Consider the following 12,712-nt stretch of genomic DNA (forward strand, 5'->3'; position numbering starts at 1 on the left):
AGCACTGCGTGGCGAGCGGAGCTTGCCCGGCGGCGTGTCCGTCGACTCGGGCGCGAAGCAGAGAGCACAGCGGAGTATCGAGTTGCTAGCGCGGCAGCTCGAGCATTCTGTCAGCAACCGATCTATGCAGCGAGACGACAAGACGTTGGGCAATTTCGACGTCGGCCGCTTGCTGGCGCTAGCCTATCCCGACCGCATCGCTCAATCGCGCGGCAGCGGCGGGCGATATTTGCTTTCCAACGGTCGCGGCGCTCAGTTGCCGCCGGCACAAAGCCTGGCGCAGGCTGAATTCCTGGTGGTCGCCGATCTCGACGCCGGCGATCGCGAAGCTCTCATTCGCCTGGCCGCGCCTTTGAGTCGCGAGTTACTCGAAGCCGACTTCGCCGCCCACATCGAACATCGCGAACGTTTCGAATGGGATTCCCGCGAGCAAAGCGTCGTCGCTCGCGACGAGCGCTGGCTCGGCGCATTGAAACTCTACGAACGACGCATCGACAAACCCGATCCCAGCCGCATGCTCGACGCGATGCTCGCCGGCGTCCGTGAATTGGGTTTGTCCGCCCTGCCTTGGACCAAACCGGCGCGTGCGCTACAAACTCGTTTGATCTTCGCCAAGCATCACGACGAACGCGGCTCGTGGCCCGACGTGAGCGATGCAGCGCTGCTAGAACATCTCGATGAATGGTTGGCACCGTGGCTCAACGACATGAGCCGCCGCGATCATCTATCGCGACTCGACCTGCACGGCATTCTCACATCGCTACTCGATTGGAACGCACAACAGCGCCTCGAAGCATTCGCCCCAACGCATCTCGAAGTGCCCAGCGGTTCACGCATTCCCATCGACTACACCGACGACGCACCAACTGTTGCGGTTCGTCTGCAGGAAGTTTTCGGGATGCACGAAACGCCGACAGTGGCAGAAGGGCGTGTGCCCTTGACCCTGCAATTACTCTCGCCCGCCCACCGCCCTGTTCAGGTCACCCGAGACCTGGTGAGTTTTTGGGCGCGCGGCTACCTGGACGTGAAGAAAGAGCTAAAGGGCCGGTATCCCAAGCATTACTGGCCGGATGACCCGCTGACCGCCCAAGCCACTGCCCGAGCCAAACCCCGGCCCCGCTAAGGTAGAATCGGGCCATCGCCCAGCAGGAGCCTCGCATGATCCCCAAAACGTTATCGCTCTTGATCCTGGGCCTGAGTGTGGGCATGAGTACGGCTCACGCCGGCACCAAGCTGGAAACGGTGAATCGCGATCTGTCCGGCGGCCGCACCACCACCATCAACACCTGGGCCCAGGCCGGCATGATCCGCGTCGAGACCGCACCCAACGACTCGACCATGATTTTCAAGGACGACACCATCTACGCCATCAGCCACAAGGAAAAGAGCTACATGGCCATGGACCGCGCGTCCATGAAGAAGATGGCCGAGACGCTCAATCCAGCGCTGCAAATGCTCCAGGAACGCATGAAGACCATGACTCCGGAACAGCGCGCACAAATGGAAAAAATGCTCGGCGGCAAATTGCCGAATGGTGTGGGCGGCGAGCCCGAGCCGCAGCAGGAAATCAAGCGCACCTCGCGCAATGACAAGATCAACGGTTACAGCTGTAGTTATGTCGAAGTGCGCGAAGCCGGCGTGCTCACCGACGAAATGTGCGTAGTGCCGGGCAACGGCCTGAAAGGCTCCGCCGAGTTGATGGCCGCCGCCAAGAAAATGGCAGCAGTGATGCAAGACATGATGTCGAGCATGGACGCGCCCTGGTTGAAACAGATGGCACAGAAACAAATGCAAAACTTCGAAGCGCTCGGCGGCATTCCAGTGCTGAGCCGGCACTTCGTCGACGGCAAGCCGCAAAACGAAACCACCTTGACCGACATCAGCAGCGCACCGTTGGCCGCCACGCTGTTCGAAATTCCGGCGGGATATACCAAGAAAGACATCATGGCGCCGCGCTAACATGCCGTTGCCGACGCTGATTGGAGCATCACTGTGAATCAAGATATCCAGCAACACATCCTCGCTCTGCACGCCAAGCTGGAGCGCCTCGATGGCGACTCGCTCGATCCTGGCACTCGCGACTCGTTGCTCGTGTTGCTCAACGACCTGACGCGCCTACTCGGCGCCCCGACCGCCGACGAGCATCAGCCGCTGACCGAACGCCTCGAAGAAGTAGCGGTGCGTTTCGAAGCCGAGCATCCGGCCGTCGGCACGGCCGTGCGTCAGTTGATCGATGCGCTGGCCAAAGCCGGCATCTGAAGGAGCCCGCGATGTACGACCAGAACAATGTGTTCGCCAAAATCCTGCGCGGCGAAATTCCGTCGTTCAAGGTTTACGAAGATGCGCAAGTGCTGTCGTTCATGGACGCCATGCCGCAGTCCGAAGGCCACACGCTGGTGATTCCGAAAGTCGAAGCTCGTAATTTTTTCGACATCGCACCCGCCGCGCTCGCCGATCTGATCAAGGCCACGCAGTACGTTGCCAAAGGTGTGCAGCAGGCACTGAAGCCGGACGGCATGCGCATCATTCAATTCAACGAGTCGGCCGCCGGCCAGACGGTATTTCATATTCACTTTCACATCCTGCCTTGCTACGAAGGCGTGGAACTGCGTGGCCATACTCGCGATTGGGGCGACAAAGGCGTGCTCGCCGCACAGGCTGAAAAAATTCGCGCCGCGCTGGCTACGCTGCCGCCGCGGTAATAATTTCGGGCCCTCATTTCGATCAGCACCATGAGTCAGAAGATCTATAAAGTTCCCGAAGACTTCGCCGCGCTCGCGCATCTGCGGCTGGCGGACTATCAGCGCCTGTATCAAGAATCGGTGCGTGATCCGAACAGCTTCTGGTCCCGCATCGGCCGGCGGCTCGACTGGATCCAACCGTTCGCCAAGGTCAAGGACACCAGCTTCGACGAGCACGATTTCCGGATCCGCTGGTACTACGACGGCAAGCTCAATGTCGCCGCCAACTGTCTGGATCGGCATCTGATCAAGCGTGGCGACAAGACCGCCATCATTTGGGAAGGCGACGATCCCAAGCTGTCCGAGCGCATCACTTATCGTCAGTTGTATGAGCGCGTCTGTCAGTGCGCCAATGCACTGAAGTCGCTGGGCGTGAAAAAAGGCGATCGGGTCACCATTTATTTGCCGATGATTCCCGAAGCCACCGTCGCGATGTTGGCGTGCGCACGCATCGGCGCGGTTCATTCGGTGGTGTTCGGCGGCTTCTCTGCCGACTCGCTGGCCGGCCGCATTGCCGACTGCGGCTCCACCGTCGTCATCACCGCGGATGAAGGCATTCGCGGCGGCAAGCGCGTGTCGCTGAAGACCAATGTCGATCTCGCGTTGACCATGCCGAACACCGACTGCGTCAAGAACGTGCTGGTCGTACGACGCACGGGCATTCGCGTACCCATGTACGGCGCTCGTGATCTTTGGTTCGACGACGTGGTGAATTCGCAGCCCAAGGAATGTGCGCCCGAAGTCATGGACGCGGAAGATCCGTTGTTCATTCTTTATACGTCGGGCTCCACCGGCAAACCCAAAGGCGTGCTGCACACTAGCGGCGGCTATTTGGTGTACGCGTCGATGACCCACGAGTTGGTGTTCGATCTGCGTGAGGACGACGTCTTCTGGTGTACTGCCGATGTGGGTTGGGTCACCGGCCACAGCTACGTGGTGTATGGCCCGCTCGCCAACGGCGCGACCACGGTGATGTTCGAAGGCGTGCCGAATTATCCGGACAGCGGACGTTTCTGGCAGGCCGTCGACAAGCACAAAGTCACATTGTTCTACACCGCGCCTACGGCCATTCGTGCGTTGATGCGCGAAGGCGAAGAGCCGGTGAAGGAATGGTCGCGCAGCTCGTTACGGCTGCTCGGCACGGTGGGTGAGCCGATCAATCCGGAAGCGTGGGAGTGGTATCACCGCGTGGTCGGCGATGGCCGCTGCCCGGTCGTCGATACCTGGTGGCAAACCGAGACCGGCGGCATTCTGATTTCACCGCTGCCCGGCGCCATCGATCAAAAGCCAGGCTCCGCGACATTGCCGTTCTTCGGTGTGAAGCCTGCCATCGTCGACAACGAGGGCAACACGCTGGAAGGCGCGTGCGAAGGCAATTTGATTCTTAGCGACAGCTGGCCCGGGCAGATGCGCACCGTGTTCGGCGATCATCAACGGTTCATCGAAACGTACTTCAAGACTTTCCCGGGTCGCTACTTCACTGGCGATGGCGCACGTCGCGACGAGGATGGTTATTACTGGATCACGGGCCGCGTCGATGACGTGTTGAACGTGGCCGGCCATCGGCTCGGCACTGCTGAAATCGAGAGCGCGATGGTCGCGCACGCCAGCGTTGCGGAAGCGGCTGCGGTCGGCTACCCGCACGACATCAAAGGCCAGGGCATTTATGTCTATGTGACTTTGATTGCCGGAGCCGAGCCGAGCGAAGCGTTACGAGCGGAGTTACGAGATTTTGTTCGTAAGGAAATCAGCCCGATTGCCACGCCTGATTTGATTCAATGGGCGCCCGGGTTGCCCAAGACCCGCTCGGGCAAAATCATGCGCCGAATCTTGAGAAAGATTGCTGCCAACGAGCACGATCAATTAGGTGACATTTCGACGCTGGCCGATCCCAGCGTGGTCGAGAACCTGGTGCGCGAACGCATGAATCGGCCGGCAGCCGAGATCGCCGCCGCTCAGCAAGCCGCTGCGCCGGCGAAAGCGCCGTCCAAGCGAAAGAAAAAGAAAGCCGAATGATCCGCTAGAACAACCGCCCAGCGCCGGCCAGGCGCGGGCGGTAGAAGTCATCGTCGAGCATGCGCAGCTCGACGGGGCGGCCGGTCTGTGGGGCGTGCACGAAGCGCCCTTCGCCGGTGTAGATCGCCACGTGCGAAATGCGCCCATTGATCCGAAAGAACAACAAGTCTCCCGGCTCGATCTGGCCCAACGCCACCGGGGTGGCCGCCGAGTACTGCTCGGCCGCGGTTCGCGGCACGAATATTCCCAACTGATCGTGGATGAAACGCACCAACCCGCTGCAATCGAACGTGGTGGGTCCGTTGCCACCCCACTGATACGGCGCACCCAGTAGCGAAATGGCTCGGATGGCGACTTCATTGCCCACCGAAGTCGGCAGCGCCACCGGCGGGCGAATGATGGTGGAGGTTGGCGTCGAAGGCGTATAGGGCTGCGGCACAGAGCAACCCTGCAGAGTAAGGACGATCGCGGCCCAGAGAAGTAGTTTACGGTTCATGGTGACACCGTTGGCAGCATGCCGGAGCTTCACGCTAGATGCCAGGCACTGAACCTCGGATGAACCCTCGTGACCTGCGAAACGACCTCGCCAATGGTACTGTTGCGCCCCTCGCTCCTTGCTCTTCAGGACATCATGCGCGGATTGCTCAGCTCGTCGTTGCTGTTACTCGCTGCCGGAACGTTGCAGGCGGCGGAACGCGGCCCGTGGAGCGAGGTGCAATCCGACGTCATCCGTAGCCACGTTGAATTTCTTGCAGCCGATCTGCTGGAAGGCCGTGCCACCGCATCGCGCGGCTATGACATCGCAGCCGCCTACGTCGCCTCGCAGTTCCGGCAGGCTGGCCTGCAACCCGCTGGCGACGACAAGAGCTTTCTACAGAAAATCCCGCTGCTGGAAGCGACCCCGGTGCTCCCCGGCTCGTCCGCCGCATTGGTCCGCGGCGACGACACATACAACTTCGAATACGGCACTCACTATTTGCCGAGCGCCGACTTTTCCTCAGCCAGTTCGACGCTCAGCGCGCCGCTGGTGTTTGCGGGCTTCGGCATCGACGCACCCGAGCTCGACTACAACGACTTCGAAACGGTCGACCTGAAAGGCCGCATCGCAGTGATCTTCAGCGGCGCGCCGGCCAAGTTCTCCAATGAGAAGCGCGCTTACTACTCGTGGGAAGAACGCAAACTCTCGACGCTGGTGGAGCGCGGCGCCGTCGGCGTCATCACCATCGATTCGACCGCCGATATCAAGCGCACGCCTTGGGAACGTCGGGTCGCGATGAGCTGGATCCCACAGATGCGCTGGCTCGACGAAACCGGTGCGCCTCAGAACGCCTATCCCGCGCTGAAACTGCGTTTTCGTTTCAATCACGACGCCGCCACGCAGCTGTTCGAAAATGCCCCCAGCAACTTTGCCACTGCGCTCGCCACCTCGGAAGAAGGCACGCCGCAAGGCTTCGACATGCCAGGCATGCTGACGTTGTCGGCAACCACCGGCTTGCGCAGAACCGAGAGCGCCAACGTGGTGGGCTTGCTGCCCGGCTCGGATCCGCAGTTGAAGAACGAATACATCGTCGTGACCGCGCATCTCGATCATCTGGGCCGCGGCACGGCGGTGAACGGCGACGCGGTTTACAACGGCGCACACGACAATGCCGTCGGCATCGGCATCATGCTCGAGATCGCCCGCTCAATGTATGCATCGAATGCCAAGCCTCGGCGCTCAGTACTGTTCGTCGCGGTGACCGCGGAAGAGAAAGGTTTGCTGGGCTCGGATTTCTTCGCCGCTCAAGCACTGGCGCAAGAAAAGAAATTGGTGGCCAATATCAACGTCGACATGCCGCTGACGTTTGCTCCGGTGTTCGATTTCGTCGCGCTCGGCGCGCAGCACTCGACCTTAGGAACGGCCGCACGCCAGGCAGCATCAGCGCAAGGCTATCGACTCAGCGCCGACGCCGCACCCGAACAAGTTAGATTCATTCGTAGCGACCAGTTTTCGTTCATTCGTCGCGGCATTCCGGCGCTGGTGCTGGGCTCCGGTTATCAACCCCGTAACCCCAGCGACGATTTGGAAGAGATGCGCCGCGTGTTTCTTGCGACTCATTATCACCAGCCCAGCGACGATTTAACATTACCGATCGATTACCCCACTGCGGCCGACCTGGCTCGCATCAATCTTCGTATCGTGCTGAACGCGGCCAACGCACCGAGCGCGCCCCGCTGGGCCACTGGCGATTTCTTTGCGGAGAAATTTTCCGCACGCAGGTAAGATCCGCGCAACGCCGCTACCAAGGATGAACGCGCCATGACGGATCTGGGTGCCATCAAGGCCATCGACGTCGCCGCCAGCGATCTGGCCGAATTGAAACAAAGCTTCGACGCCTGCGACAGCAATAGCGATGGCTGGATCCTGAATCAGGAATTCAGCGCGCTGCTCAAGAGCCTGGATCAGGACTTGTCCGAAGATGAATGTTTGCTGGCCTTCGAACTCACCGACGCCGATGGCGACGGCTCGATCAGCTTCGAGGAGTTCATGGGTTGGTGGAACGATATTCAATAGCGCAGTCGCGCAGCGACGGATTTAGTTAAAAACCACCGCCCACGATTGTGTGACAGGACTCACACGCCCGGTCGTCGCCACGCGTGACGTATTGCTCATTCTCCGCAAGAACTCGCCGCTTACTGCTTTCCCCTAGTCGAACATCAATAACCGCACCCCTAGGCTTGTCGCTGCTCGTGCCGATAGCGGTAGTCAAGGAGACATCATGAGCAGCGAATTGAGCGAGTTGGTGCGCAACGAATTGCGTATCGGAGATCCGGTCCGACTCAAGGACAGCGACGTAGATTTACGAGGCGACGTGTGGCAACTGCGCACCGGTCGCTACGTGGTCGTGCGTTGGCAGGACGAATGCCGCAGCACTCATTCGGAAACGGCCGTCGAGTACGACAGCTCCCGCAGCCGCGCCGAGTGGAGCCGCAACATCAGCCACGAAGATAGAGACCGCTAGGTCTCGACCCTGACCCATGAAGCAGGCTCCATAAAAGAAGGCCGCGCCGAGGCGCGGCCTTTGAAGTGCGCAGCCGTCAACATGGTGTCCGATGGGTTCTCAGCGGGTGCCCCCATCGTCCTGGGGAGGTCCATGTAACGAGTTGCGCAGGGTTCGATAAAAACTTCAGTCCTTCGACGATCCAGGCTCACAAACCAGGCTCACAAACCAAGATCAATGAGCCGGTGCATTGGAACCTGAACGCCCCAACCGGTGCGCAGGATCCTGAGTATGTTCCGTGATTCAGTGATGAATTCGTTTCGGCCGTTACGGACAGACAGCGGACTGTCGCCTCGCTCAAGCCGCATCGATCTGTAACAACACCTCGCGAACCTTGTGAAACTCCGAAGCCTTGTCGAAGAAATGATCCGCGCCACACTCGCGGCTCGCAATCCGGTAATCATCTGATGGATGGTTGGTAACCACGATCACCGCCTCGGGTCGGCTGCGGCTGGTACGCAGTTGCTTCAACACCTGAAAGCCGCTGCCGCCTCGTAGCTGGATGTCCAGAATCAGCACGCGCGGTTGCCACTGCCGCATGCCTTCCAGCGCGGCAGCAACCGCATCGGCGCTGCCTACTACCTTGGCGTTGGGAATGTCGCCGACGGCTTCGACCAGGCGTTCCATGACCGCGGGCGAATCCTCAACGATGTATATCGTCAGTTCGGATCCGGCCATGATATGGGCTCAGGCTCGATCACTGTCGCGAGGCGAGCAATCCGTCGGCTCATCCCCCGGCCTCCAGCTAGTGCGGCTCACTCCACCAATTGATTGCGGACTGCATAGGCCGCGATCTCGGCGTTGCTGCGCATTCCCATCTTTTCGAGAATGCGCGCGCGATAAGTGCTCACGGTCTTGACGCTGAGGCCGAGCTCGTTGGCCATGACGGCCGGCGAGACGCCGCGCGCAATTCGAGTGAACACCTGCAGCTCGCGCTCGGAGAGCCGGTTGTGCATCGGGCCTTCTTCATCGGCCGCACACTCGGAAGCCAATAGCTCGGCCACCAGCGGCGTGATGTAGCGGCGCCCGGTGCCGACCGCTCGCACGGCCTTCACCAGCTCCTCCGGCACGATCATCTTCGGCACATAGCCGTTGGCGCCGGCACGCATCAGGCGCACAGCAAAGCTGCGCTCCGGATGCATGCTCAACACCAATATCGCCAGCTCCGGCTGATCGCGCTTCAACTGCTTCAGCAGATCGATGCCGCTCTGGCCGGGCAGCGTGATGTCCAGCACCACCACTTCCACTTGCAAGCCATTGCGCAACTGCTGAAGCGCGTCCTCGGCGGAGCCGGCTTCGGCGACCACCTGCAGGTCCTGTTCTTCAGACAGCATCTCGCGCACACCGGCGCGCAAGATGGCATGGTCGTCGACGATCAGTACGCGGATCGGCGTATGCATGGCCTGAAACGCATCCCTAGCTTCGTTTTCCCGCGGGGCTAAATCGGTTGGGTTCAACATCGCTGTGGTACCTCGCTCATTGCTTCACGGAGGTCGCCCCCCTGCAAGGTGGTGATGGCAACTTCCTGTCCGTCGTTCAGGCCGTAGTCCATGGCCAGGCCTTGCGCACGGTATGCGTTGAGGCGGTTGTACAGAGTCTTCAGACTCACCCCGAGCAACGCCGCTGCGCGGGTCTTGTTTCCCCCGCACTTCTGCAACGTTGCAAAGATCATCCAGCGTTCCACGTCGGCCAGATTGGTGCCTACCGGAATGCGTAAGGCCACTGGTGCCGGCGTTAAATTGCGCTCACCACTTGCTGCTGCTTGCTCGACCGCCATCTCCTCAGCGGAATGGTCCTGCGATTCATCGCCTGCATAGTTGCCGCGATGCTCGTTGTGGGTCGCCCTTTCGACATGATTCTCCATGCGCTCGCTCCTGACGGTCAGCTTTACACTCGTGGCCCGATGGATCACAACGGCGTCAGGGCGAGGAAAAGTTCCCCACAAAGTGAAGTTCGTACCGTCAGACGTTTCCTACGTATTGACCTCGATGACACTTGGAGGCCCTCAAGCCGACACAGCAGTCGCATTGGTTGCGGGAATAAATGCCTCAACCATGGTGCCCGAGCCCTCCGCCGGGCGCTGGATCTGGAACCGGCCACCCATCTGTCGCATTCGCTCTCGCATGCCGACGATGCCGTGCGACTTGGGCTTGCTCAGTGACTCCTCGGCCACGCCGACGCCGTCGTCGATGATTCGTAGCCGGATGCCGCCATCCTCGCGGCCGAGCACGATGCGCACCTTGCTGGCCTGCGCATGCTTGGCAATGTTGGTGAGCGACTCCTGAGCGATGCGATAGAAGGCGATGGACCAGGCCGGATCCAGGTCATCGAAGTCTTCCTGCACGTCGACCTCGCAAGGCAGACCGGTGCGCCGAGTGAACTCGCGACAATGCGAGCGCATGGCGAAGGCCAGCCCGAGATTGTCCAGATGACTGGGCCGCAGCCCCTCGATGACCTCGTGCTTGAGCTCGACGGTCTCGGTCAACATTTGCAGCACTCGTTGCAACCGTTCCCGGATCTCGCGCGTACCTTCCGGCAAGCGGCGTTGAATCCAGTTCAAGTCCATGTTGATGGCGGTGAGATTGCTGCCCAGCGTGTCATGCAGCTCACGCGCGAGTTTGGCCTTCTCTTCCTCCGAGACCCGGATCAGATGTTGCGACAACTCGGTCAGCTCGGCGGTGCGTTGCTCGACCTGCACGTTCAACACCTGGTTGGCCTCGAGCATTGCATTCTCGGCAATCTGGCGAGCCGCCACGTAGCGAAGCAGAAGTTTGTTCAGGCCAATCAACACGGCGACCGTGACCACCGTGGTGAGTAACGCCAGACCGCCGGCGACCAGCAGATCACGGAGCACTTCACGGCGCAGCGCTTCGATACGCGCGTCCTCCTCCGCCATCATTCGATCGACGATGCCACGCACACGGTCCATGGTGGTGGTGGCTCTTTCGGTACCGGCAACGTCGGCCGTGCCATTCGGTCCTGGTTGCGGACTGCTACTGATCGTCGCCTTCAAGCGACTGACGGCATCGGCGGTGAACTCTTCCAACTCCGTGATATCCGTTTGCCGCGCGACGTTGTCTGCGGTCAGAGTGCGCAACTTTTCGATTTCGCTGCGCCAGCTGCGCATCGCGACGTAATAAGGCTCGAGATAGCCGGTCTGGCCGGTGAGCAAATAGCCGCGCTGCCCCGACTCGGCCGCGGTGATGACCGATTGGAACGAACTCAGCGAGCGCTTGATTTCATAGGAGCGCGCGTACTGCGCATGCGAATCCATGGTGGCCGCGGTGTTGATGACCAGCAGCGTGGCATTGACCATCAGCAGCGCAATCGAAATCACGATCACGATGCGCACATGCAATGGCACACCGCCGCTGGCAGCGGGTGGTGTTTGTAAAGTTGTAGAAGGCAAGGGACTGGAATGCGTTGCGGCCACGGGGTGTAACGGCTGTGTCTATTTTTTGGTTCCTTAGGTCAGCGCTCGCCGACAGGCACCTTCTGGCACTGCGTTGGGCGCGGAACCTTACTTTAGATCGACACGTTATCGACGCGAATTCCACGCGCTTCCCGGCGGGTTGAACGCCAATCGGGGGGATCGCGGTGTCGCAGGAGCATTGCGCCTGGCGCGTGGTTAGTTAGTCAACAAAGATGAGGTTACGCACATGAAGGGCAATATTTATTTGGTTCTCGCCGCCGCCGGTTTGGCGCTGGCGGGCTGCAACAAAGCCGAATCTCCGGCCGAAGTTCAGCACGATGTGGCAACGGCACAAGCCGAAGCACAACGCGATGTGAGCGATGCGCAGGCCGATGCCAAGGAACAGATGGCCGATGCGCAGAAGGACGTGGTCGATGCCCAGAACGATCACGATGCCGATGACGTGGCCGATCAGGCTCGCGACGCCAGCGAAACCGCCGCCAAGGGCGATTTCAAAGTTGCTGTAGCCCGCGCCGAAGCCACGCATAAAATTGCGACCGAGAAGTGTGAGGCTCTGCAAGGCAATGCCCAGGAAGATTGCAAGGCGCGCGCCGATGCCGATCTGGACGCTGCCAAGCGTGCGGCCGAAGCGCGTCGCGATGGCTCGGGTTGAGGGTTGATGGTCGACTAGTAGTTCGCGCTAGTTAGTTCGATTCACCTATAGTTTGGAACTCACGTAGTTCAGGAGCGATGGATATGGCACGGCAAAAAACGGCGGCATTGTTGTTGGCCGCAATCATGGCCTCGACCGTCGTCGCATGCTCGTCGACCCCGACGCAGCAATCGACCGGCCAGGCGATCGACGACGGCGTCGTGACGGCCAAGGTCAAGGCCAAACTCATCGAAGATCCGGTGACCAAAGCGCATCAGATCAACGTTGAGACCTTCAAGGGCACGGTACAGTTGAGCGGCTTCGTGGAGACCGACCAGGCTCGTAACCGAGCGCTGCAGCTGGCTCGCGACGTGGACGGCGTCAAGAGCGTCAAGGATGCGCTGGAGATCCGCAAAGGCGGCTAATCGCAGCTCGTCACTGAGTAGCGGAAGGGCGGGTGCATACCCGCCCTTTTTTATGGTGAATCCGAATCGGACGGCGCTGCGTATAACCCTGCGCTTCGGCTTCGAAGCGTCCACTCTTCACGAGGAATGGCAGCGATGACCTACGGCAAGAAACTTTCCACTCTGGCATTGGCCACCGCCGCCGCGGTGCTGTTCAGCAGCGCGCCGCTGACGGCCGCCAAAGCAGCGGATGAAGCCAAGGTGAAATGCGAAGGCGTGAACGCGTGCAAAGGCACCAGCGCCTGTGGCACGGCGAGCAACGCCTGTGCCGGCAAGAATGCCTGCAAGGGCACCGGCTTCTTGATGTTGAGCAAGGCTGAATGCGACGCCGCCAAGGCCAAGCTGAAGAAATAACTTCGGGCCTGGCCCGGTCCGATGATTTATCG

Annotated in this window: 15 protein-coding genes and 1 pseudogene; 11 read left to right on the top strand and 5 right to left on the bottom strand. The window is 60.4% G+C overall.

Annotated features, from left to right (window positions below; genetic code table 11):
* The 5 genes from JNL55_RS17715 to acs all read left to right on the top strand — a co-directional run.
* A partial coding sequence (locus JNL55_RS17715) for an ATP-dependent helicase C-terminal domain-containing protein (protein ID WP_293856457.1) occupies positions 1-1,123 on the top strand: 1,123 nt, incomplete at its 5' end.
* Between the two features lie 35 nt (positions 1,124-1,158).
* Positions 1,159-1,959, top strand: a complete 801-nt coding sequence (locus tag JNL55_RS17720) for a DUF4412 domain-containing protein (RefSeq protein WP_293856459.1) — start codon at positions 1,159-1,161, stop codon at positions 1,957-1,959.
* Positions 1,960-1,992: 33 nt separating this feature from the next.
* Complete coding sequence (locus tag JNL55_RS17725; RefSeq protein WP_293856462.1) at positions 1,993-2,259, top strand: DUF4404 family protein; 267 nt, start codon at positions 1,993-1,995, stop codon at positions 2,257-2,259.
* Positions 2,260-2,270: 11 nt separating this feature from the next.
* Positions 2,271-2,702, top strand: a complete 432-nt coding sequence (locus tag JNL55_RS17730) for an HIT family protein (RefSeq protein WP_293856465.1) — start codon at positions 2,271-2,273, stop codon at positions 2,700-2,702.
* Between the two features lie 30 nt (positions 2,703-2,732).
* Entirely contained in the window at positions 2,733-4,757 is a 2,025-nt protein-coding gene (gene acs, locus JNL55_RS17735; RefSeq protein WP_293856469.1) for an acetate--CoA ligase, read from the top strand.
* A 4-nt stretch (positions 4,758-4,761) separates the two neighbouring features.
* On the opposite strand, the gene JNL55_RS17740 is transcribed toward acs, so the two are convergent.
* On the bottom strand, positions 4,762-5,253 hold the full coding sequence (locus tag JNL55_RS17740; protein WP_293856472.1) for a C40 family peptidase: 492 nt from the start codon (positions 5,251-5,253) through the stop codon (positions 4,762-4,764).
* 135 nt (positions 5,254-5,388) lie between these two features.
* On the opposite strand from JNL55_RS17740, the gene JNL55_RS17745 reads away from it, so the two are divergent.
* The 3 genes from JNL55_RS17745 to JNL55_RS17755 all read left to right on the top strand — a co-directional run bounded on the left by JNL55_RS17745 (position 5,389) and on the right by JNL55_RS17755 (position 7,759).
* Positions 5,389-7,020 carry a M28 family metallopeptidase gene (locus JNL55_RS17745; RefSeq protein ID WP_293856475.1) on the top strand — a complete coding sequence of 544 codons (1,632 nt, stop codon included), beginning with the start codon at positions 5,389-5,391 and terminating at the stop codon, positions 7,018-7,020.
* 36 nt (positions 7,021-7,056) lie between these two features.
* Positions 7,057-7,311 carry an EF-hand domain-containing protein gene (locus JNL55_RS17750; protein WP_293856478.1) on the top strand — a complete coding sequence of 85 codons (255 nt, stop codon included), beginning with the start codon at positions 7,057-7,059 and terminating at the stop codon, positions 7,309-7,311.
* Between the two features lie 205 nt (positions 7,312-7,516).
* A complete protein-coding gene (locus JNL55_RS17755; RefSeq protein WP_293856481.1) occupies positions 7,517-7,759 on the top strand; it encodes a hypothetical protein in 243 nt (80 codons plus the stop codon).
* A 336-nt stretch (positions 7,760-8,095) separates the two neighbouring features.
* Here the strand turns inward: JNL55_RS17755 and JNL55_RS17760 are convergent, their stop codons facing one another.
* From JNL55_RS17760 to JNL55_RS17775, 4 genes and pseudogenes are all read right to left on the bottom strand, one after another.
* Positions 8,096-8,476 carry a LytR/AlgR family response regulator transcription factor gene (locus JNL55_RS17760; protein ID WP_293856485.1) on the bottom strand — a complete coding sequence of 127 codons (381 nt, stop codon included), beginning with the start codon at positions 8,474-8,476 and terminating at the stop codon, positions 8,096-8,098.
* A 77-nt stretch (positions 8,477-8,553) separates the two neighbouring features.
* Complete coding sequence (locus JNL55_RS17765; protein WP_293856488.1) at positions 8,554-9,198, bottom strand: response regulator transcription factor; 645 nt, start codon at positions 9,196-9,198, stop codon at positions 8,554-8,556.
* A 53-nt stretch (positions 9,199-9,251) separates the two neighbouring features.
* Positions 9,252-9,509: pseudogene (locus tag JNL55_RS37465) on the bottom strand (helix-turn-helix domain-containing protein); the annotation flags it as partial.
* A 294-nt stretch (positions 9,510-9,803) separates the two neighbouring features.
* A complete protein-coding gene (locus JNL55_RS17775; RefSeq protein WP_293856494.1) occupies positions 9,804-11,207 on the bottom strand; it encodes a CHASE3 domain-containing protein in 1,404 nt (467 codons plus the stop codon).
* A 250-nt stretch (positions 11,208-11,457) separates the two neighbouring features.
* Between JNL55_RS17775 and JNL55_RS17780 the strand changes: the two genes are divergently transcribed.
* The 3 genes from JNL55_RS17780 (at position 11,458) to JNL55_RS17790 (ending at position 12,680) form a co-directional block, all read left to right on the top strand.
* Positions 11,458-11,883 carry a hypothetical protein gene (locus JNL55_RS17780; RefSeq protein WP_293856497.1) on the top strand — a complete coding sequence of 142 codons (426 nt, stop codon included), beginning with the start codon at positions 11,458-11,460 and terminating at the stop codon, positions 11,881-11,883.
* An 83-nt stretch (positions 11,884-11,966) separates the two neighbouring features.
* Positions 11,967-12,287 (top strand): BON domain-containing protein, encoded by a 321-nt coding sequence (locus JNL55_RS17785; protein ID WP_293856500.1) that lies wholly within the window; start codon positions 11,967-11,969, stop codon positions 12,285-12,287.
* 135 nt (positions 12,288-12,422) lie between these two features.
* On the top strand, positions 12,423-12,680 hold the full coding sequence (locus JNL55_RS17790) for a hypothetical protein (protein ID WP_293856503.1): 258 nt from the start codon (positions 12,423-12,425) through the stop codon (positions 12,678-12,680).
* Positions 12,681-12,712: the final 32 nt, after the last annotated feature.

It is taken from the genome of Steroidobacter sp. (assembly GCF_016790065.1).
GTDB lineage: Bacteria > Pseudomonadota > Gammaproteobacteria > Steroidobacterales > Steroidobacteraceae > Steroidobacter.

Coding starts and splice junctions, on each gene's coding strand:
- JNL55_RS17780 (WP_293856497.1), top strand. CDS start 11,458: ATGAAGGGCAATATTTATTTGGTTCTCGCCGCCGCCGGTTTGGCGCTG.
- JNL55_RS17785 (WP_293856500.1), top strand. CDS start 11,967: ATGGCACGGCAAAAAACGGCGGCATTGTTGTTGGCCGCAATCATGGCC.
- acs (WP_293856469.1), top strand. CDS start 2,733: ATGAGTCAGAAGATCTATAAAGTTCCCGAAGACTTCGCCGCGCTCGCG.
- JNL55_RS17755 (WP_293856481.1), top strand. CDS start 7,517: ATGAGCAGCGAATTGAGCGAGTTGGTGCGCAACGAATTGCGTATCGGA.
- JNL55_RS17765 (WP_293856488.1), bottom strand. CDS start 9,198: ATGCATACGCCGATCCGCGTACTGATCGTCGACGACCATGCCATCTTG.
- JNL55_RS17750 (WP_293856478.1), top strand. CDS start 7,057: ATGACGGATCTGGGTGCCATCAAGGCCATCGACGTCGCCGCCAGCGAT.
- JNL55_RS17740 (WP_293856472.1), bottom strand. CDS start 5,253: ATGAACCGTAAACTACTTCTCTGGGCCGCGATCGTCCTTACTCTGCAG.
- JNL55_RS17730 (WP_293856465.1), top strand. CDS start 2,271: ATGTACGACCAGAACAATGTGTTCGCCAAAATCCTGCGCGGCGAAATT.
- JNL55_RS17760 (WP_293856485.1), bottom strand. CDS start 8,476: ATGGCCGGATCCGAACTGACGATATACATCGTTGAGGATTCGCCCGCG.
- JNL55_RS17720 (WP_293856459.1), top strand. CDS start 1,159: ATGATCCCCAAAACGTTATCGCTCTTGATCCTGGGCCTGAGTGTGGGC.
- JNL55_RS17745 (WP_293856475.1), top strand. CDS start 5,389: ATGCGCGGATTGCTCAGCTCGTCGTTGCTGTTACTCGCTGCCGGAACG.
- JNL55_RS17790 (WP_293856503.1), top strand. CDS start 12,423: ATGACCTACGGCAAGAAACTTTCCACTCTGGCATTGGCCACCGCCGCC.